General features: G+C 58.0%; 17 protein-coding genes. 7 read left to right on the forward strand and 10 right to left on the reverse strand.

The features are described from left to right. Positions 1 to 110: 110 nt before the first annotated feature. Together AWM79_RS22185 and AWM79_RS22190 are read right to left on the reverse strand one after the other, a co-directional pair. The gene (locus AWM79_RS22185) at positions 111 to 854 is read right to left on the reverse strand and encodes an IclR family transcriptional regulator (protein WP_026013423.1); all 744 of its coding nucleotides are present in this window, start codon (positions 852 to 854) and stop codon (positions 111 to 113) included. A gap of 129 nt (positions 855 to 983) precedes the next feature. Beyond that, positions 984 to 1,589, reverse strand: a complete 606-nt coding sequence (locus AWM79_RS22190; protein ID WP_017134111.1) for a MiaE family protein — start codon at positions 1,587 to 1,589, stop codon at positions 984 to 986. A gap of 427 nt (positions 1,590 to 2,016) precedes the next feature. On the opposite strand from AWM79_RS22190, the gene AWM79_RS22195 reads away from it, so the two are divergent. Continuing rightward, positions 2,017 to 2,877: a universal stress protein gene (locus AWM79_RS22195; protein WP_017134112.1), complete on the forward strand. Its 861-nt coding sequence runs from the start codon at positions 2,017 to 2,019 to the stop codon at positions 2,875 to 2,877. A 42-nt stretch (positions 2,878 to 2,919) separates the two neighbouring features. Here AWM79_RS22195 and AWM79_RS22200 read toward each other — a convergent pair whose 3' ends face one another. Further along, on the reverse strand, positions 2,920 to 3,390 hold the full coding sequence (locus AWM79_RS22200) for a DUF1289 domain-containing protein (protein WP_017134113.1): 471 nt from the start codon (positions 3,388 to 3,390) through the stop codon (positions 2,920 to 2,922). A gap of 457 nt (positions 3,391 to 3,847) precedes the next feature. On the opposite strand from AWM79_RS22200, the gene acnB reads away from it, so the two are divergent. From acnB to AWM79_RS22215, 3 genes are all read left to right on the forward strand, one after another. Beyond that, complete coding sequence (acnB, locus tag AWM79_RS22205; protein WP_060783793.1) at positions 3,848 to 6,448, forward strand: bifunctional aconitate hydratase 2/2-methylisocitrate dehydratase; 2,601 nt, start codon at positions 3,848 to 3,850, stop codon at positions 6,446 to 6,448. A gap of 437 nt (positions 6,449 to 6,885) precedes the next feature. Beyond that, positions 6,886 to 8,169 carry a DUF6402 family protein gene (locus AWM79_RS22210; protein ID WP_060784034.1) on the forward strand — a complete coding sequence of 428 codons (1,284 nt, stop codon included), beginning with the start codon at positions 6,886 to 6,888 and terminating at the stop codon, positions 8,167 to 8,169. After that, the gene (locus AWM79_RS22215) at positions 8,145 to 8,603 is read left to right on the forward strand and encodes a hypothetical protein (RefSeq protein WP_017134116.1); all 459 of its coding nucleotides are present in this window, start codon (positions 8,145 to 8,147) and stop codon (positions 8,601 to 8,603) included. Before AWM79_RS22210 ends, AWM79_RS22215 begins: the two co-directional genes overlap by 25 nt. 198 nt (positions 8,604 to 8,801) lie before the next feature. Here AWM79_RS22215 and queF read toward each other — a convergent pair whose 3' ends face one another. The 5 genes from queF to AWM79_RS22240 all read right to left on the reverse strand — a co-directional run bounded on the left by queF (position 8,802) and on the right by AWM79_RS22240 (position 13,688). Further along, positions 8,802 to 9,632 carry an NADPH-dependent 7-cyano-7-deazaguanine reductase QueF gene (gene queF, locus AWM79_RS25165; RefSeq protein ID WP_017134117.1) on the reverse strand — a complete coding sequence of 277 codons (831 nt, stop codon included), beginning with the start codon at positions 9,630 to 9,632 and terminating at the stop codon, positions 8,802 to 8,804. Between the two features lie 81 nt (positions 9,633 to 9,713). Beyond that, positions 9,714 to 10,250, reverse strand: a complete 537-nt coding sequence (gene copI, locus AWM79_RS25170) for a copper-resistant cuproprotein CopI (protein ID WP_060783794.1) — start codon at positions 10,248 to 10,250, stop codon at positions 9,714 to 9,716. A 124-nt stretch (positions 10,251 to 10,374) separates the two neighbouring features. Continuing rightward, complete coding sequence (locus tag AWM79_RS22230; protein WP_017134119.1) at positions 10,375 to 11,619, reverse strand: lipoprotein-releasing ABC transporter permease subunit; 1,245 nt, start codon at positions 11,617 to 11,619, stop codon at positions 10,375 to 10,377. Between the two features lie 124 nt (positions 11,620 to 11,743). Then, entirely contained in the window at positions 11,744 to 12,430 is a 687-nt protein-coding gene (gene lolD / locus AWM79_RS22235) for a lipoprotein-releasing ABC transporter ATP-binding protein LolD (protein ID WP_167375440.1), read from the reverse strand. 7 nt (positions 12,431 to 12,437) lie between these two features. Beyond that, a complete protein-coding gene (locus AWM79_RS22240; protein WP_026013428.1) occupies positions 12,438 to 13,688 on the reverse strand; it encodes a lipoprotein-releasing ABC transporter permease subunit in 1,251 nt (416 codons plus the stop codon). Between the two features lie 112 nt (positions 13,689 to 13,800). On the opposite strand from AWM79_RS22240, the gene AWM79_RS22245 reads away from it, so the two are divergent. Further along, positions 13,801 to 14,388: a PilZ domain-containing protein gene (locus tag AWM79_RS22245; protein ID WP_017134122.1), complete on the forward strand. Its 588-nt coding sequence runs from the start codon at positions 13,801 to 13,803 to the stop codon at positions 14,386 to 14,388. A gap of 62 nt (positions 14,389 to 14,450) precedes the next feature. Further along, positions 14,451 to 15,173 carry a glycerophosphodiester phosphodiesterase gene (locus AWM79_RS22250; RefSeq protein WP_017134123.1) on the forward strand — a complete coding sequence of 241 codons (723 nt, stop codon included), beginning with the start codon at positions 14,451 to 14,453 and terminating at the stop codon, positions 15,171 to 15,173. A gap of 42 nt (positions 15,174 to 15,215) precedes the next feature. On the opposite strand, the gene sthA is transcribed toward AWM79_RS22250, so the two are convergent. Together sthA and AWM79_RS22260 are read right to left on the reverse strand one after the other, a co-directional pair. Beyond that, positions 15,216 to 16,610: a Si-specific NAD(P)(+) transhydrogenase gene (sthA, locus tag AWM79_RS22255; RefSeq protein WP_017134124.1), complete on the reverse strand. Its 1,395-nt coding sequence runs from the start codon at positions 16,608 to 16,610 to the stop codon at positions 15,216 to 15,218. Between the two features lie 164 nt (positions 16,611 to 16,774). Continuing rightward, positions 16,775 to 17,776, reverse strand: coding sequence for an FAD:protein FMN transferase (locus AWM79_RS22260; RefSeq protein ID WP_156430145.1), 1,002 nt, complete (start codon positions 17,774 to 17,776; stop codon positions 16,775 to 16,777). 375 nt (positions 17,777 to 18,151) lie between these two features. Here AWM79_RS22260 and tcuC point away from each other — a divergent pair, with 375 nt between their 5' ends. Continuing rightward, the gene (gene tcuC, locus AWM79_RS22265; RefSeq protein ID WP_017134126.1) at positions 18,152 to 19,450 is read left to right on the forward strand and encodes an MFS transporter; all 1,299 of its coding nucleotides are present in this window, start codon (positions 18,152 to 18,154) and stop codon (positions 19,448 to 19,450) included. The last annotated feature ends 45 nt before the right edge of the window (positions 19,451 to 19,495 follow it).

Here is a 19,495-nt window from a genome sequence, read left to right on the forward strand (position 1 = left end):
CATCGCCGCTAGCACAAGCGCGATCATCAATGGGTGGCCCGGCTTTAATTGCGTGGCCGGATGCAGTGCCCTGCATCCCGGTGATTGAGCCTGATGGCAAACGTGTGTTTTCAACCGAGGTCTATGTCGGCGACGATCGACGCGATGCACGCCAGCAGCGGTGCCGAAAGGCTTTGCCAATGTTCGCGCATACGTGGCAGCGGCCCTGCGATTGAAACCGCATACCATTCCCCGGCGAAATTGAAGGCACAGGAGAGCGCTGCCAGATCATTGGAGCTTTCACCCATATTCTCACTCCAGCCACGCTGGCGCACTTCTGCCAGTGCGGCGAGATAATCGTCTTCGCAGGTGAGTGTGTGATCAGTGAAGCGCGGCATGGCCAAACCTTGCAGTCGCTGTCGTACCTGCGTCTCGGGTAATTGCGCCAATATCGCCTTGCCGATGGAGTTGGCGTGTAAAGGTCGAAGTTCGCCAGCGTCAGGGGAGTAGCGGATTGGCCGGGAGGAATCCAGCACATGCAGATAGAGCACCTGCGAACCTTCCAATTTACCCAGGACTACCGTCTCATCGACCTCTCGCTGAAGCGCCTGCAGATGCTCATCGATGATATTGACCAGTGAGTCACCGCTATCGATCTGCATGGCTATCGACAACAAGCGCTTTGTCGGGTAATAGCCCCCTCGCTTGCGCACTTCATAAAGATACCCTCGTGCCGATAATGTACGAATGAGTCCAAGGCAACTCGACATTGGCACATCCAGCAGCCGGGCCAACTCGGTCAGCGACATGGCGCGACGCTCGCGGGCAAAGACCTCTAGAAGGTCAAGTGTGCGGGCAACCAGTTTTACTTCCATAAGGTACTACCAAGCTCGAACCAAAGGCAGAGGGTAGCTTCAAGGCCATACACCCCACAAGCTTGCACACCTGATCCGGCGTTGGACTGGGCTACGCCTCAAGCTACATCCCCACGGGTACAATCCACGTCACGCCGCTGTCGGCACACCGCTGTGGAAACGGAACTCCACGTCCGGGGACTCGATCAGTTCCTGCTCGGCGGCACGAACCTTATCGATCACCTGGGCGATGTCACTCGCATCGCCGTACTGGTAGGCCAGTTTCAGATAACCCTGGAAATGCCGGGCTTCGCTTTTCAGCAAACCAAAATAGAACGTGCCCAGCTCTTCGTCCAGATGCGGCACCAGCGCCTCGAAACGCTCACAGCTCCGGGCTTCGATGAACGCGCCGACCACCAGCGTATCGACCAGTTTGACCGGCTCGTGGTTGCGCACCACTTTGCGCAGGCCCGATGCGTATCGCCCGGCGGAGAGTTGACGCAGCTCGATCTTGCGCTTTTTCAGCAGGCGCATGACCTGCTCGTGGTGAACCAGCTCTTCCCGGGCCAGACGCGACATCATGTTGATCAAGTCGACATGGGAGTGATATTTGGCAATCAGGCTCAGGGCCGTGCTAGCGGCCTTGAATTCGCAATTTTTGTGATCCAAAAGCATCACATCCTGCTGGCCAAGGGCAGCTTCCACCCAGGCATCGGGTGTGCGACATCCTAGAAAATCATGGATTTCAGGCAGCATGGAAAACTCTCACAATGGGTCGGCGCATTGCCGCCTTCTTCTCAGGGTTCTTGTGGTCGATCAGCCGTGCCGCTTGATCGGCCAGCGCCGCTTACCCCCCAAACGCGCCCCTTTTTCCGGCAGGTTCACAGCAAGGCTCTGGCGGTGCGGGCAAGCAGGGTAGGCGATTATACGGATCCTGGGGTCTGTACGAAATGTTTTCGAGCAAAGCCCAGACCAGGCGAAAGCAGCCGAGCCAGCGCCGTTGGCGGGGGGACAATGAGCATGGCGAGCCGGCTCTCGCGGCATGGGCAAGCGTAGATACATTTCGTACAGAGCCTGGGCCGGGCCACTAACCGCCGCCCTGGATGGGCAGCAACTCCAGAGTCGGCGCAGTCCAACTATAGTGATGTATAAGCCGACTTCAGCCTCAGGGAGAAACCTGACCATGCAAGCCATCCGCAGCATTCTGGTGATACTCGACCCTGAACACGCGCATAGCCTGGCGCTCAATCGCGCCAAACTGATTGCCAAGGTCACGGACGCGCACCTGCACCTACTGATGTGCGACCCAAGACATGATCACAGCGCCCTGCTCGCGCTGCTCAAGAGTCAGTTGCATGACGACGGCTACAGCGCCACCGCGGAACAGGCCTGGGAAAAAACCCCGCACGACACCATCATCGGCGTGCAACAGGCCGAAGGCTGCGCACTGGTGATCAAACAACACCGCCCCGACAGCTCGCTGAAAAAAGCCCTGTTGACCCCCTCGGACTGGCAGCTGCTGCGTTTCTGCCCTTGCGCCGTGCTGATGGTCAAGACCGAAGTGCCATGGGCCGGTGGGGTGATCCTGGCGGCTGTGGATGTCGGCAACGCGGACGAAGAACATCGGCACCTGCATGCCAGTATCATTGATCATGGCTATGACATCGCCAGCCTCGCCAAAGGGCGACTGCACGTGATGACCGCCCACCCCTCGCCCATGCTCTCGGCAGCCGACCCGGTGTATCAGTTGAAGGAAACCATCGAGGCGCGTTATCGCGAGCAATGCCGTGCCTTCCAGACAGAGTTCGATATCGACGACGACCACCTGCACATCGCCGAAGGCCCGGCGGATGTGCTGATCCCGCACATGGCCCATAAGCTCGACGCGGCGGTCACGGTGATCGGTACGGTGGCGCGCACCGGGATCTCGGGAGCGCTGATCGGCAATACCGCCGAGGCGGTCCTGGACTCACTGGAAAGCGACATCCTGGTGCTCAAGCCCCAGGAGATCATCGATCATCTGGAAGAACTGGCCAGAGGTTGAAGTCGGCGCTGAATCCGGCATCGCTGCCCCGCGCCGGATTTCTCAGGCGCCGAACGCGTCCTTGAGAAAGCCCGGCGCGATATAACGCTGGTAGTGCGCTTCGGACAGCAGGAAAAACTCCCGATCAATGGCATCGCGCAGCTCCGGCAGGTTCCAATCGCGGAACTCCGGCAGCAGTACCATACCGTAGGCATCCAACTGACTGATCACCCGTGCGCCGCGGGCAATCAACTGATAAGCCCAGCAATATTCCGACTGATGCGGCACGAAGCGAATCTTGCGGGCCTCCAGTTGCTCACGCAGCCTGACCGGATCGAACACTTCCAGCTTGGCCACCATGACCTGCACCAGCAACTGCTCCAAACGCAGCCAGACCGCACGCTTGGCCTCCTCGTCGTAACCGTTCCAGTGGATCACTTCATGGTGGAAGCGCTTGCAGCCACGACACACCAAGTCACCGTAAACAGTGGAGCAGAGGCCGACGCAGGGAGTCTTGATGGTCTGATGGGACATGGGCAGGGAACACGCGGCAAAGCAAAACAGGTCCGCATGTTAGCCTTTTGTCTAAAAAGGATCACCCCCGAACCTGTAGGGCTTAACTTACCTTTCTCCGGAATATGCCGTAGAATCGGCCTGCCTTTTTAGGCGCCAATGTCCGTTGGAAGCTGTTTTCAAAGCGTCACGAGCACAGTGTGGGGTGAAATACGTCCAAAGACGCTTCACCCTCCGGGCGAAATCGCCCTCATTCTGAAGAACGGCGTTGGCGTGGGAGTTTCCGCCCGGAAATCCTCATGCCGACCCTCATCTGCATCAGCTCCGTTCCGAAGACGTAAAACTTTGAAAACAGCTTCTGTTGGAAATCTCCGAACCTCTGGCTAAACGGCTCAAAAAGCCCTGTTGCGCATGGAGTCGAGCATTTCTGGATGAGCGTCCCGGACACCCATTTGGGACCACTGATGAGGGTAATACTGTGCTTGAAGCCTACCGCAAACATATCGAAGAGCGTGCAGCCCTGGGTATCGTGCCCCAGCCGCTTAACGCCGAACAAACTGCAGGCCTGGTCGAGCTGCTGAAGAACCCCCCGGCTGGCGAAGAAACGTTCCTTGTTGACTTGATCACCCATCGCGTTCCGCCTGGAGTGGACGAAGCCGCCTACGTCAAGGCCGGTTTCCTCTCCGCCCTGGCCAAGAGCGAAGTCAGTTCCCCCCTGATCGACAAGAAGCGTGCCGTTGAGCTGCTCGGCACCATGCAGGGCGGCTACAACATCGTCACCCTGGTCGAGCTGCTGGACGACGCCGAGCTGGCCCCGGTTGCCGCCGCGCAACTCAAGCATACCCTGCTGATGTTCGATGCCTTCCACGACGTCGCGGAAAAAGCCAGGAACGGCAATGCCCACGCCAAGGCCGTGATCCAGTCCTGGGCCGACGGCGAGTGGTTCAAGAACCGCCCGACCCTGGCCGACAAGATCAGCCTGCGCGTGTTCAAGGTCACTGGCGAAACCAACACCGACGACCTGTCCCCGGCTCCGGATGCCTGGTCGCGCCCTGACATTCCGCTGCACGCTCTGGCCATGCTGAAAATGGCCCGTGACGGTATTGTTCCGGACCAGCAAGGCGCCATCGGCCCGATGAAACAGATCGAGCAGATGCGCAATGACGGCTTCCCGATTGCCTACGTCGGTGACGTGGTCGGTACCGGTTCGTCGCGTAAATCGGCGACCAACTCGGTCCTGTGGTTCTTCGGTGACGACGTTCCTTATGTGCCGAACAAGCGCGCAGGCGGCTTCTGCTTCGGCAGCAAGATTGCCCCGATCTTCTACAACACCATGGAAGACGCTGGCGCACTGCCAATCGAGTTCGATGTCACCAACATGCACATGGGCGACGTGATCGACCTGTACCCGCATGCCGGCAAAGTGACCAAGCACAACAGCGATGAAGTCCTGGCCACCTTCGAAATGAAGACCCCGGTACTGCTCGACGAAGTTCGTGCCGGCGGTCGTATCCCACTGATCATCGGCCGTGGCCTGACCGAGAAGGCGCGTGCCGAACTGGGCCTGCCCGCTTCGACCCTGTTCAAGCTGCCGGAAGCTCCGGCCCAAAGCACCAAGGGCTATACCCTGGCGCAGAAAATGGTCGGCAAGGCCTGCGGCGTGACAGGCGTTCGTCCTGGCACCTACTGCGAGCCGAAGATGACCACCGTCGGTTCCCAGGACACCACGGGGCCGATGACCCGTGACGAACTCAAAGACCTGGCTTGCCTGGGCTTCTCCACCGACCTGGTCATGCAGTCGTTCTGCCACACCGCGGCCTATCCGAAGCCAATCGATGTCACCACGCATCACACCCTGCCCGACTTCATCATGACCCGTGGCGGTGTGTCCCTGCGTCCGGGCGACGGCATCATCCACAGTTGGCTGAACCGCATGCTGCTGCCGGATACCGTCGGCACCGGTGGTGACTCGCACACCCGCTTCCCGATCGGCATCTCGTTCCCAGCCGGTTCCGGCCTGGTGGCTTTCGCCGCCGCCACTGGCGTGATGCCACTGGACATGCCGGAATCCATTCTGGTGCGTTTCAAGGGCAAACTGCAACCGGGCGTCACCCTGCGTGACCTGGTACATGCCATCCCTTACTACGCGATCCAGAAAGGTCTGCTGACTGTCGAGAAGAAAGGCAAGAAGAACGCCTTCTCTGGTCGCATCCTGGAAATCGAAGGTCTGGAAACCCTGACCGTCGAGCAGGCTTTCGAACTGTCCGACGCCTCGGCCGAACGTTCCGCCGCCGGTTGCACCATCAAGCTGTCCAAAGAGTCGATCACTGAGTACCTGAAGTCGAACATCACCCTGCTGCGCTGGATGATCGGCGAAGGCTACGGCGATGCCCGCACTCTGGAACGTCGAGCACAGGCGATGGAAGCCTGGGTCGCCAATCCTGAGCTGCTGGAAGCCGACAAGGACGCCGAGTACGCCGAAATCATCGAAATCGACCTGGCCGACGTCAAGGAGCCCGTGCTCTGCGCGCCGAACGACCCGGACGACGCCCGCCTGCTGTCCAGCGTTGCCGGCGAGAAGATCGACGAAGTGTTCATCGGTTCCTGCATGACCAACATCGGCCACTTCCGCGCCGCGGGCAAGTTGCTGGATCAGGTCAAGGGCCAACTGCCGACTCGCCTGTGGCTGTCGCCGCCAACCAAGATGGACGCTCACCAACTGACCGAGGAAGGCTACTACGGCATCTACGGCAAGGCCGGTGCGCGCATGGAAATGCCGGGCTGCTCGCTGTGCATGGGTAACCAGGCACGGGTAGAACCGAACTCCACCGTGGTGTCGACCTCGACCCGTAACTTCCCGAACCGTCTGGGCGACGGCGCGAACGTCTACCTGGCTTCGGCCGAGCTGGCGTCCGTGGCATCGATCCTGGGTCGCCTGCCGACCGTCGAGGAGTACATGGAGTACGCGGGCAAGATCGACAGCATGGCTGCCGATGTTTACCGCTATCTCAGCTTCGACCAGATCGCCGAGTTCCGTGAAGCCGCGGCAAACGCCAAGATCCCGGTTGTGCAAGCCTAAGCAACAAGTGATCGAATGGGAGGCGGCTTCAGAACCGCCTCCCATTCATCATACATACAACCCCGTATACAGCGGCTCAGGTTACATTGCTGAGCCGATTTATCGTATCCTGTATTGAGATTAGACGATGGCGTCATTGATAATTTTCACTTTATACTCAAAAAAATCATAGAAAAACTGAAACGTGAAAAATTAAAGCTGAATCATAAAAATGTACTCAACAGCGTGCTTTCTTTATTTAGGATTGCTCATACCGAGTCTCTCCAAAATTCAATAACGAACAACTACAAACTAATCTTACGATACGATTAAGTTAGATTTATGTAGATGAACTTGGCACGCTTCGCTTAGATAGGCATCGGGCATGCCACACGCGCAACGATAAGCAGGAAGGTGTTTTGAGCAAAACGAAGATAATAAAGCGACCCTATTACCAGATGGCTCCATCTGGTCTTCCGTTTACTACTTCAACGTGGAAGTGCTATGTGGGATCGGCTGGGTGTGTCCCAATCAACACCCCACAGACGATCTCCTATGAGCGGCTTGCGCCTGGTGAAGCTCCACCCCCAAGGCCCACGGTATCCACACTCATCGCTGAACAAATCAAGCCCCAACAAGTAGAAGCAGCACCTCAGAAGCAGCTTGCTGCACAAACCGCAAAACAACAGCAGAAAGAATCTAAGCCCCCACCTGCCCTCAAGCCACAAGAGCTTGAAGCTGAAGATCATGAGAGGCTCCCTGAATTTGATCTTCAAGACATTCCCGGTGCAATGGAAAAGATTGGTTGGCCAATATCCGCCAAGGTCGCTAGAGAATGGTTTGCCAGCCCCAAACACATCTATAACGATCAACCTAACGCGGTTCACCCCATTGACCACAATACGGTAACACTCAAATGGGCATTAAATTTTGGCAGCGTGCGAAGGCGTTTCGATGAACTACTAAGTGAGAAAATATATTCACCTAAAGCTATTGAGGGTGCCAAGAAAAAAATTACAGAGCAGATCAGAAAGATATTCATCGATCAAAAATCAATGAACCTTTCATTTGGCACTGCACAATATATCGGCGACATTCGCCAATTTCACATCGATTGGCAATTTCAATTTCAGGACATCCCAACAAGTGCGACACTGGATGGATTGCTTCTAACCGACCTTACCGGAACATTAGGAAATTTCAATATCTATACCGCTATTGGCCACGTCAAAATCAGCACAGAGAAATATTTCAAATATGACGGACAGAACAGAACCAAGTCATATTGCATTGACTCCACTGCCACCATCACTCACATTTATGCATATCTGAAAGACAATTATTCATTCAATGACAAAAATAATAGCAACAGTCAATATCTTGGACATTGGAATAAGAAAGACATGATTCTTTCTTACTTTGCAGTAATCAGTGACTTGGTTGATGGCAATAAAATTAATACCAAGATGGGAAGCTCAAAAATTACCGAGATGGGTATCAATTGGGATTACCTACCAGGCAACCCTATTGACAAACCTATAGATAAGAGAACCGGCTTCTTCAGTAAGCTTTTGGTGAAAAACGTTTACTATCCCGTTTACAACAAAAGCTATAATGAGTGGCGCGAGAAGCACAATAGAGGTGGCGATTTCATGATCTACAGCAAACCACAACTTTTCAAGCTGAAGAAGCCGATTCAAATGAAATTGGAACAAATATGCCGCCCATCGGAGCCGATGTGAAGAGGCCTTTCAAGTCTGCCCTTTTTATAGCTATCGGTATTATAGTCCTTGGTTATGGTGCATCTTTTCTCGAAAATTCATTTAATAACACTGATTGTCAAAGATACAACTATAATGACAAATTGAATGGTGGAGTCAAAGAGTTCGATGACAAGAAGTACACTATCAACATTTGTGGTAGCGGAGTAAATACCAGCCACCTCTTTGGCGATAGCATGGATCAAGTTCAACTCACCATCACAGATGAACAAGGATCGCTTCTAGTCAAGAGACACTACAAAATCTTCTGGGATGGTCAGCCAGGTCATGAGCCTATCACTATCGAAAAGGGTAAGATCATTTATCAAGATGATGAAAAACAGGTGGATCACACCATCGTCATGCCTCCAACCTTTCTTGAATCGCTACGAGCAAGATTACCTTTTTCTGGTTAGATGATCACACTGCAGAAAATCGAGTAAGATGACGAGGTAATTCGTGCGACCTTCTTGCTTATGGCTGTCGGATCCACAGCCAAGCAGGCTGCGTTTGCGCAACCTGTCGTTCCTGGAGCACCCAATAGAAAAAGCCTCGACTCGTCGAGGCTTTTTTGTGCCTGAATGGTTATCGCCAACACGCGTTGGCGATAACCGTTACTGACGCACCAACCGCAGGTTCTGGAATTCGGCCGCCTCGGTACTGCGATACGGATTGATATCCAAGCCACCGCGCCGTACATAACGCGCATACACCGTCAGTTTCTCCGGCTTCAGCAAGCGTTGCAGGTCGAGGAAGATCCGCTCCACGCACTGCTCATGAAAATCCGAGTGTTGGCGGAAGCTCACCAGATACGCCAACAGACTCGCGTGATCCAGCGCCGCACCACGATACTCGACGACCACGCTGCCCCAGTCCGGTTGGCTGGTGACCGGGCAATTGGACTTGAGCAGATGACTGTACACGCTCTCCTCGATCACCCGCGACTTATCGCAACGCAGCAGCTCGGGACGCGGATGGGCGTAGTCGTTGACAGTGACCTCCAGGTCGTCGATGCACACACCCGGTAACGCCACCACGCCCTCGGCCTGCACCTCATTCAAGGAACGGACCCGCACGCCCACCGCTTTCCCGGCGGCTGCCGACAAATCGGCGCGCAGCACTGCCTCCAGGCTCGCGGTATCGGCGAACGGCGTCTGGTTCAAGGAGTTAAGGTACAGTTTGAAGGACTTGGATTCGATGATATTCGGTGAATCCGCGGGAATGCTGAACTCGCCGATCGCCACCACAGGCTTGCCCGACGGCAACAGCCAGGACAGCTCGAAGCAGTTCCAGAAATCCACGCCCCGATAAGGCAAGGTAGCGGCGCTCAGGCCCAATTCGGCCCATTTTGCCGCACGCGGGATCGAGAACAGTAAGGACGGGGTGTAAGTGGCGATGTACTCGCTGGACTTGCCCAGCGGCGAGTGTTCGGCTGCGGGATGCATAACGGAAACCTGAAAGAATAAACCCGACCAGTCTATCGGGTTTACCTGCGGCTTTCAGCGTGGCGATGCAACCGACCCCGCTCAACCGTCGATTTTTAGCTCGCCGACCATGCCTGCCTGGTAATGGCCAGGGATATTGCAGGCAAACTGCAGGTTGCCGGCCTGATTGAAGGTCCAGGTCAGTTCGGCGGTCTTGCCCGGCGCCACCAGCACACTGTTGGGATCGTCATGCTTCATCCCATGATCCATGCCCGCCATGGCGGAATGATCCATTGCGCCTTCCTGTATGCCGGTCGGGGTTAACAGGCCGGCCTGTTGCATCTTGAGCATTTCCTGCTGGTGCTCGGCATGCATCGAGGCATGGCCGAGGTTGAACTCATGCAGCAGATGGCCGTTATTGACCAGTACGAAACGCACGGTTTCACCGGCCTTGACCTCCAGCTCCTTGGCGCTGAAGGCGATATCGGTCATGCCTACTTCGATCGTGCGGGTGGCCTTCGCGGCGGGCGCGGGCTGGCCGAAGTCATAGTGGACCGGCGATGCCCAGGCCGGAAAACCCGCCACCAGCAGGCTGGCCAGTGCCAGGCTATTGCGCGCAATGCTATTAAAAACAAACATACTCACCCTCCAACGGAATGGGATTGACCCTGTGCAAGTACCGCGTTCCATCTGACACAACGCTTCGCGCCCAGCGGCGGTGCGGCGTTCCGACCAGCCCACCCGCCACAGAGGCCATCACCGACTACGAATATCTTAGCGCATGCGCCGGCTCGATCTTCGCCGCCCGATATGCCGGGTACAGGGTCGCCAGGAAACTGAGGATAAACCCGGCCGAACAGATCAACACTACATCCCCCGCCTGCAACTGTGACGGCAGGTTGCTGACGAAGTACACATCGGAACTGAAGATGTGCTGCCCACTGATGCGCTCGATCCAACCCACCAGTTCGCTGACATTGAGCGCCGCGATCACGCCGAGCACACCACCGATCAAGGTCCCGACAATCCCGATTACCGTGCCCTGGACCATGAAGATCGTCATGATTTGCCGGGGCGTGGCGCCAAGGGTGCGCAAGATGGCGATATCCGCCCCCTTGTCGTTCACCACCATGATCAGCGTCGCGATGATATTGAACGCCGCCACCGCCACGATCATCATCAGCAGCAGGCCGATCATGGTCTTTTCCATCTTCATCGCGCTGAACAGGCTGCCCTGGGTATGGGTCCAGTTATCCGCCGTGAACTCGGCGCCCAGCCCGCTGGCAATGTGAGCCGAGACTCGGGGCGCGGCATACAGGTCCTTCACCGCCAGGCGCACACTCTGCACCTGGTTCGGTTGCCAGTGCTGGATATCCGCCGCATCCGCCATATGGATCAGGGCCATGGAACCATCCAGCTCGGCACCGACCTTGAATACCCCGACCACGTTCAGGCGTTGCATACGCGGGGTGATGCCACCCGGCGCGGAGCTGAGCTCGGGGACGATCAACGTCAACTTGTCACCGATATTCAGGCGAAAGCGCCGCGCGGTGATATCGCCGATCACCACGCCGAACTCGCCCGGCTTTAGGTCATCCAACTGGCCCTGGACAATATGTTGGGCAACGATCGAGACCTTGCCTTCCTGGGCCGGATCGACGCCGCTGATCTGGATCGGTTGCATCGAGCCCTTGTACGACAGCATCCCGTCCATTTCAGTGAACGGCACCGCCGCGATCACTTCGGGATTCTTCATTGCCGCCTCAGCCACCGGCAGCCAGTCATCGATGGGCTTTACGCCGACGATGGTCGCATGAGGCACCATGCCAAGGATGCGCGACTGCATTTCCTTCTGGAAACCGTTCATCACCGACAGCACCACGATCATTGCCAGCACGCCCAGGGCCAGGCCGATCATTGAGGTCATCGAGATAAACGAGACAAAGCGATTGCGGCGCTTGGCGCGGGTATAGCGCGTGCCGATGAAAATCGATAACGGTCGGAACATTCGCAAGCCACCGTAGAAAAATAACAGTTACTTCAATATGAAGAACAGACATCCAAATCGCCCGAAAGCGCAGCGAGCGACGGCGAGCCTGTATTTAACGCCGTATCGTCGAGCGCCGTAGCTTTCACGGGATTTGGACCAGCTTGCCATCTTCCAGATGGAGCACGCGGTCCATCTGGCGGGCCAGGCTCATGTCGTGGGTCACCACCAGGAACGCCGTGCGCATCGAGGTGCTGAGTTCCAGCATCAGGTCCTGGATACCCTGAGCAGTGTGGTGGTCGAGGTTACCGGTCGGCTCGTCGAGCATCACCAGGCCCGGTTTGTTCACCAGCGCCCGAGCAATCGCCACGCGCTGGCGCTCACCGCCGGACAGCTCGGCCGGTTTGTGCTCCAGGCGGTGCCCCAGGCCGACCCGCGCCAGCAATGCAGTAGCGCGCTGGCGGGCCTCGAGAATCGCCGTGCGACCGATCAGCAACGGCATGCAGACGTTCTCCAGTGCAGTGAATTCCGCCAGCAGATGATGGAACTGGTAAACGAAACCCAGGGAACGATTGCGCAACAACCCACGGGCCTTTTCCCCCAACGCCGACAACTCTTCGCCGGCCAGCCAGACACTGCCCTGGGACGGCGTATCCAGCCCGCCCAGCAGGTTGAGTAAGGTGCTCTTGCCGGAGCCGGAACTGCCAACGATCGCCACCCGCTCGCCCGCGTGGAGCTCAAGCTGCAAGCCGGACAACACCACCACCGACTCCGGGCCCTCCTCGTAGGACTTGCCCAGGTTGCGGCAACTCAGCACTGCTTTATCACTCATGCCTAACTCACTCATAACGTAGCGCCTCCGCAGGCTGGGTGCGCGCCGCACGCCAGGCCGGATACAAGGTGGCGAGGAAACTCAGGACCAACGCCGCGCCACAGACCGCCAAGACATCCTGGGCCATCAGTTGGGACGGCAGGTAGTCGATGAAATACACATCGGCATTGAGGAATTTGTGCCCGATCAGACCTTCGAGGGCAGAAATCGCCGCGCTGACATTGAGCGCGGCGAACATTCCCACCGCCGCACCAATCAGCGTGCCCACCACGCCGATCACGGTGCCCTGGACCATGAAGATCCTCATGATCTGCCCCGGCGTGGCCCCCAGGGTACGTAGGATGGCGATATCGCCTTTCTTGTCGTTCACCACCATCACCAGGGTCGAGATGATGTTAAACGCCGCCACCGCCACGATCAGCAGCAGCAGCAGGCCGATGATGGCTTTTTCCATCTTGATTGCCTGGTACAGGTTGCCGTGGGTACGGGTCCAGTCGCGGGCGTAGTAGTGGTTGTCGCCCAACTGCTGGGCGATTTCCCAGGCCGTGCGCGGTGCCTGGAACAGGTCGTTGAACTTCAGGCGCAGGCCCTGGACCTGATCCGGTTTCCAACGATGCAGGCGCGCAAGGTCATCGAGATTGGTCAGGCCGAGATAGCCATCCAGTTCGCCAGCGCCGACATGGAAGATCCCGACCACGGTAAAGCGCTTCATCCGCGGGAACATTCCCGCCGGCGTCACCGTGACTTCCGGGGCGACGAAAGTCAGCTTGTCGCCGAGACCGACACCGAGCTTGGTCGCCGCCTTGTCGCCAATGACGATGCCGAAGCTGCCAGGCGACAACGCATCAAGCTGGCCCTGGAGCATGAACCGGTCAATGATCGAGACCTTACGCTCCTGCGCCGGATCGATGGCATTGAGCAGCACCTTCTGCACCTGACCGTTGTTGGTCAGCAACCCCTGCATCTGAGTGAACGGGGCCACGGCGGCGACTTTCGGGTTGTGCCGGACCTTGTCCGCCAGGCTCGGCCAGTCACTGATCGGCTGGCCCGACTCGAGGGTGGCGTGGGGCACCATGCCCAGCACGCGGTCGCGCATTTCACGGTCGAAGCCGTTCATCACCGACAGCACCACGATCATCACTACCACGCCCAAGGCAAGGCCAATCATGGATGTCAGGGAAATGAAGGAAACAAAGTGACTGCGGCGCTTTGCACGGGTGTAACGCGTACCGATAAATACGAAAAGTGGTCTGAACATGTCGGAGGCTAGTTCGAAGGCAAAGAAGTTCGGAGGAAAAGAAGACGTCCAATGTGGCGAGGCGGGGTCAGCAGCTTTACACTCAGACCATCACCTCTACCTTGGGTTCGCCATGTCGACATTAGATGAAGAAGATCGCCGCGAATACTACCGTATCGAGGACACGATCGCACTGGAAATCCACCCTCTGTCTGCCGCCGATGCCGCTCACCGGGAAGTATTGCAGGATGCTTCGCCGCTCTTCAATCTGCTCAGCGAACTGCACCTGAGCGAATTCGAATCACAGCATCTGCTGCGCCAGGTCAGCGAGCGCGACCGGACGCTGTCGGCCTACCTGAAATCGCAGAACAAGCGCATCGACCTGCTCAGCCAGGTCATGGCCTTGACCGTGCTCGGCGAGTTCGGCGAACCGCAATCGGTGATCATCTCCGAAGGCGGCATTGAGTTCAGCCATCACCAGGCCTACCTGGCGGGCACCCACCTGGCGGTCAAGCTGGTGCTGATGCCGCAGGCCCTCGGGCTGCTGTTGCGGGCCAAGGTGGTCCACTGCAAACCACAGAGCTTCGGCACTTTCGAAATCGGCACCGAATTCCAAGCATTGACCGATGCCCAGCGCCAACTGCTGGCACGCTATATCCTCCAGAAACAGGCGCAGCAACGACGCCTGGCTCGCGAGCAAAACGATCCCGAGGCGAGTTAAGCCCTGGATTTATCGTGCGACCCGATTATTTGCAGGATCATTTTTTCCTTGAAGGAGCAGTCGTGACTCTGATTTATGGCCATCGTGGTGCCAAAGGCGAGGCACCGGAAAACACCCTGACCAGCTTCCAGGAGTGCCTCAAACACGGCGTGCGCCGCTGCGAACTGGATTTGCATCTGTCCATGGATGGCGAATTGATGGTGATCCATGACCCGACCCTCAAGCGCACCACCGACCGACGCGGCAAGGTGGTCGAGCATTCGGCCGCCGACCTTGTGACCTACGACGCACGCAAGGGCGGTCCGGGTTGGATCACCCCGTGTCCGATTCCGCGCCTGGAGGAATTGTTCGAGCAGTGCGAGTTCGAACACTGGCAACTGGAAGTCAAGAGCGCTTCACGTACCCGCGCCGCAACCACCGTACTGGCGATCCGCGAAATGGCCCAGCGCTTCGGCCTGCTGGACAGGGTCACCGTCACCTCCAGCTCTCGCGAGGTGCTCAAGGCCGCCTTGGAGCTGACCCCTGATCTGTCACGTGGACTGGTAGCCGAATACGCCTGGCTCGACCCGCTGAAGATTGCGCAGAGTTATGGCTGCCAGATTCTGGCGTTGAACTGGACGCTCTGCACCCCGGAACGCCTGATCAAGGCTCAGCGCCAGGGTCTGCATGTGTCGGTATGGACAGTCAACGAGCCGGCGCTGATGCGCAGGCTCGCCGACTTCGGCGTCGACAGCCTGATTACAGACTTTCCCGGTTTGGCCACGGCCACACTTGGGAAAGGCTGAAATCGGTCTCCCCGGCCGGCTCAGGCCACCGGCCGGAGCCGCTCAAAAAAGCCGGTTGAGACCATCATAAGCCGCTACCCGATAGGCTTCGGCCATGGTCGGGTAGTTGAAGGTGGTGTTGACGAAGTACTTCAGGGTGTTGTTCTCGCCCGGCTGGTTCATGATCGCCTGGCCAATGTGCACGATCTCCGAGGCCTGGTAACCGAAGCAATGAACGCCGAGGACCTCCAGGGTCTCGCGGTGGAACAGGATCTTCAACATGCCTTGTGGCTCGCCGGCGATCTGCGCCCGGGCCATGCTCTTGAAGAATGCCTTGCCCACTTCGTAAGGCACCTTGGCCTTGGTCAGTTCATGCTCGTTCTTGCCGATCGAGCTGATCTCCGGAATGGTGTAGATCCCGGTCGGCACGTCGTTGACATAGCGCCAGCTACCGTTGTCGACAATGCTGCCCGCCGCCGAACGGCCCTGGTCGTGGGCGGCACTGGCCAGGCTCGGCCAGCCGATCACATCGCCAGCACCATAGATGTTGGGCACGCAGGTACGATAGTTCTCGTCGACCTCGATCTGGCCACGGCCGTTGACCTTGACCCCGATGTTCTCCATGCCCAGCTTATCGGTGTTGCCGGTACGGCCGTTACACCAAAGCAAGGCATCGGCCTTGATTTTCTTGCCCGACTTCAGGTGCAGGATCACCCCATTGTCCAGGCCCTCGACGCGCTCGTACTCTTCGTTGTGGCGCACGGTGATGTTGTTGTTGCTGAAGTGGTAGCTCAGCGCCTGGGAAATCTCCGAGTCGAGGAAGCTGAGCAACTGGTCGCGGTTATCCACCAGTTCCACCAGCACCCCCAGACCACTGAAGATCGAGGCGTATTCGCAACCGATCACCCCGGCCCCGTAGATAATCAGCTTGCGCGGGGTATGGCCCAGGCTGAGGATCGTGTCGCTGTCGTAGATACGCGGGTGATGGAAATCGATATCGGCTGGGCGATAAGGCCGCGAACCGGTAGCGATGATGATGTGCCTGGCCACCAGCGTCTCGACCACGCCGTTGGAGCAAACCACTTCGATGGTCTGCTCGTCGGCGAAGCTGCCAGTGCCGAAAAACAGGTCCACGCGATTACGGGCATAGTAACCAGTGCGCGAGGCAACCTGCTTGGAGATCACCTTTTCCGCACTCTTGAGCACATCCGGGAAGGAGAACCAGCGTGGCTCACCGATGGCCCGGAACATCGGGTTAGTGTTGAACTGCATGATCTGTCGTACAGAGTGACGCAGGGCCTTGGACGGGATGGTCCCCAGGTGGGTGCTGTTGCCGCCAACCTGCCGACGGCTGTCGACCATCGCCACCTTGCGCCCTGCTTTGGCGGCGTTCATCGCCGCACCTTCTCCAGCGGGCCCAGAACCCAGTACCACCACGTCGTAGTTGTAGACAGCCATGCGTACTCCTCAGAACAGGCCGAGGCACCCCTCTGGCACCTGCGGCTAAACCATGTCGCAACCGACGACATGAAGGATCAAATCTCGGTGTGCAGTCTATAGAAACGTTAACGCCGCGCACACTAACCCTTGGCCGCGTCGCGGGCTAGGCCCAGGCACTCAAGTTAATGTGCCTTGTCGCTGAACAATCGGTCAAACGCCAAATTCGTTCGCGTGACGAAACCGGTATCGGCACGCACCACAAAAAATGCAGCGATATCGTGCTCCTGCGCGTAGTCCCAACCGCGCTCGGGGCCCAGGATCAACAGCATCGTCGATAACCCATCGGCCATCAGGGTCGAGGGATCGATCACCGTGACCGCCGCCAGCCCGTGGGTAATCGGCGCGCCGGTGAGCGCATCGAAGGTGTGGGAGTACCGCCTGCCATCCTGCTCGAAATAATTGCGATAGTCACCGGAAGTGGACACCCCGTAGCCATCGATATCGATGACGCGTTGCGCGACCTGCCGGTCGTCGCGCGGTTCTTCCAGCGCAACGCGCCAGGGGCTGCCGTCGGGTTTGCGGCCCACTGCCTTGAGTTCGCCCGTGACCTCGGCTAGAAAGCTCTCAATGCCCATCGCCGTCAGCCGCTCGGCAATCCGGTCCACCGTGTAGCCTGCGGCGATGCTATCGAAGTCGACCCGCACGGCCGCGTCCTTGCACAACCGTTCGGCCTCGACACGCAGATGCAGGTGCCCGACGCGTTGGCGGGCCTCGGCCAGTTGCGCGGCCTGCGGCACTTGTTCCTTGCGCCCTTGCGGACCAAAGCCCCAGAGATTCATCAGCGGCTCGACCGTCAGGTCGTAGGCTCCCTGGCTGGCCCGCGCCAACTCATCGCCCACGCGCACCAATCGCAGAATCGAGGCAGGCATGGGACGACAGCGATGGGCCGGCAGATCGTTGAACTGTTCAATATCGGAGTCGCTGCGATAGGTCGACATCTGCTGGTCGACCTCAGCCAAAATCGCCTCGACTTCGGCCTTGACCTCACGGGCCACTGGCCCATCCGCACGCCGCACGTATTGGATGGAATAGGTACTGCCCATGGTAGGCCCACCAAACCGCTCCAGGGAGTCTTGCGAACCGCAGCCGCAGATCAGCAGGAACGCGGTGGCGAGCCATGGCATACCTGTTCGTAAGAAAATCCTGGGGCCTGGAAATAACATGATCGCTAAGAAGGCATCGTTGGAGGTTGCGTAGTATGCGTTAGATCGTTGCAGGCCGCCGGCCTTCGGAACTCACCTGGGTGCCCTTCAGTGTTGGGTTAGTCTCGGACACCTTTTCAGCCCCGCGGCACGCGACCTTGCTCACCCCAAAAACCAACTGAGACGCTCTAGTGGCCAGATTATGGCATTTTGCTCAGAGGCTGGGGTTTTTGTTGCCTGACCTCGGCAATACACATATTGTTACAAACTGTTCTTCCAGCTTGCGGATACCTGAAAGGATCAGTCACGAGGAACAACGACGAAAGATTGCTTCGATAGCCAACGTGGTGGATAAAAATGGCCTTGAGTACAGGCAAGGGCAAGGCGATTTTTCGCGTTGTCAGCGGTAACTTTCTTGAGATGTTCGACTTCATGGTCTATGGCTTCTATGCCACGGCCATCGCTAAAACCTTCTTTCCGGCCGACAGTGCATTTGCCTCCCTGATGCTTTCTCTGGCTACCTTCGGTGCCGGTTTCCTGATGCGTCCGCTGGGTGCGATCTTTCTCGGTGCCTACATCGACCGCCATGGTCGTCGTCAGGGGCTGATCATCACCTTGGCGATGATGGCTGCAGGCACGGTGTTGATTGCCGGTGTGCCGGGTTACGCAACCCTCGGCGTGGCGGCACCGCTGCTGGTCCTGTTGGGCCGTCTGTTGCAGGGTTTCTCTGCTGGGGTAGAGCTGGGCGGTGTTTCGGTCTACCTGGCCGAGATCTCGACGCCGGGCCGCAAAGGCTTTTTCGTCAGTTGGCAGTCTGCCAGTCAACAGGCCGCAGTGGTCTTCGCCGGCTTGCTGGGGGTGGCTTTGAACCACTGGCTGAGCCCCGAGCAAATGGGTGAATGGGGTTGGCGCGTGCCGTTCCTGATCGGCTGCATGATCGTCCCGACGATCTTCATCATCCGCCGCTCGCTGGAAGAGACACCTGAATTCCAGGCACGCAAACATCGCCCCACCTTACAGGAAGTCATGCGTTCGATCAGCCAGAACTTCGGCCTGGTGCTGGCGGGCATGGCGCTGGTGGTCATGACCACGGTATCGTTCTATCTGATCACCGCCTACACCCCGACCTTCGGCAAGAACGAACTGCACCTGTCGGACTTCGACGCGTTGCTGGTGACCGTGTGCATCGGCCTGTCGAACTTCTTCTGGCTGCCGGTGATGGGCGCCGTTTCCGATAAGATCGGCCGCAAGCCGTTACTGTTGGGGGCGACCATCCTGGCGATCCTTACGGCCTATCCAGTGCTGTCCTGGCTGGTGGTAAACCCGAGTTTCAGCCATCTGCTGATTGCCGAGTTGTGGTTGTCGTTCCTCTACGGTTCGTACAACGGCGCAATGGTGGTAGCCCTGACCGAGATCATGCCAGTGGAAGTCCGCACCACGGGCTTCTCCCTGGCCTACAGCCTGGCGACGGCGACCTTCGGCGGCTTCACGCCGGCGGCCTGCACCTACCTGATCCACGTACTGGACAATAAGGCGGCTCCGGGCATCTGGCTCAGTGGTGCGGCCGTACTGGGGCTGATCGCTACCCTGGTGCTGTTCCATGGTAACAGGCATGAACTGCGCACCGCACAAGTGACGGCCCCCAGCCAGGTTTGATCGCCAACAAAAACGCCCCGACTAGTCGGGGCGTTTTTGTTGGCG

The organism is Pseudomonas agarici (genome assembly GCF_001543125.1).
GTDB lineage: Bacteria > Pseudomonadota > Gammaproteobacteria > Pseudomonadales > Pseudomonadaceae > Aquipseudomonas > Aquipseudomonas agarici.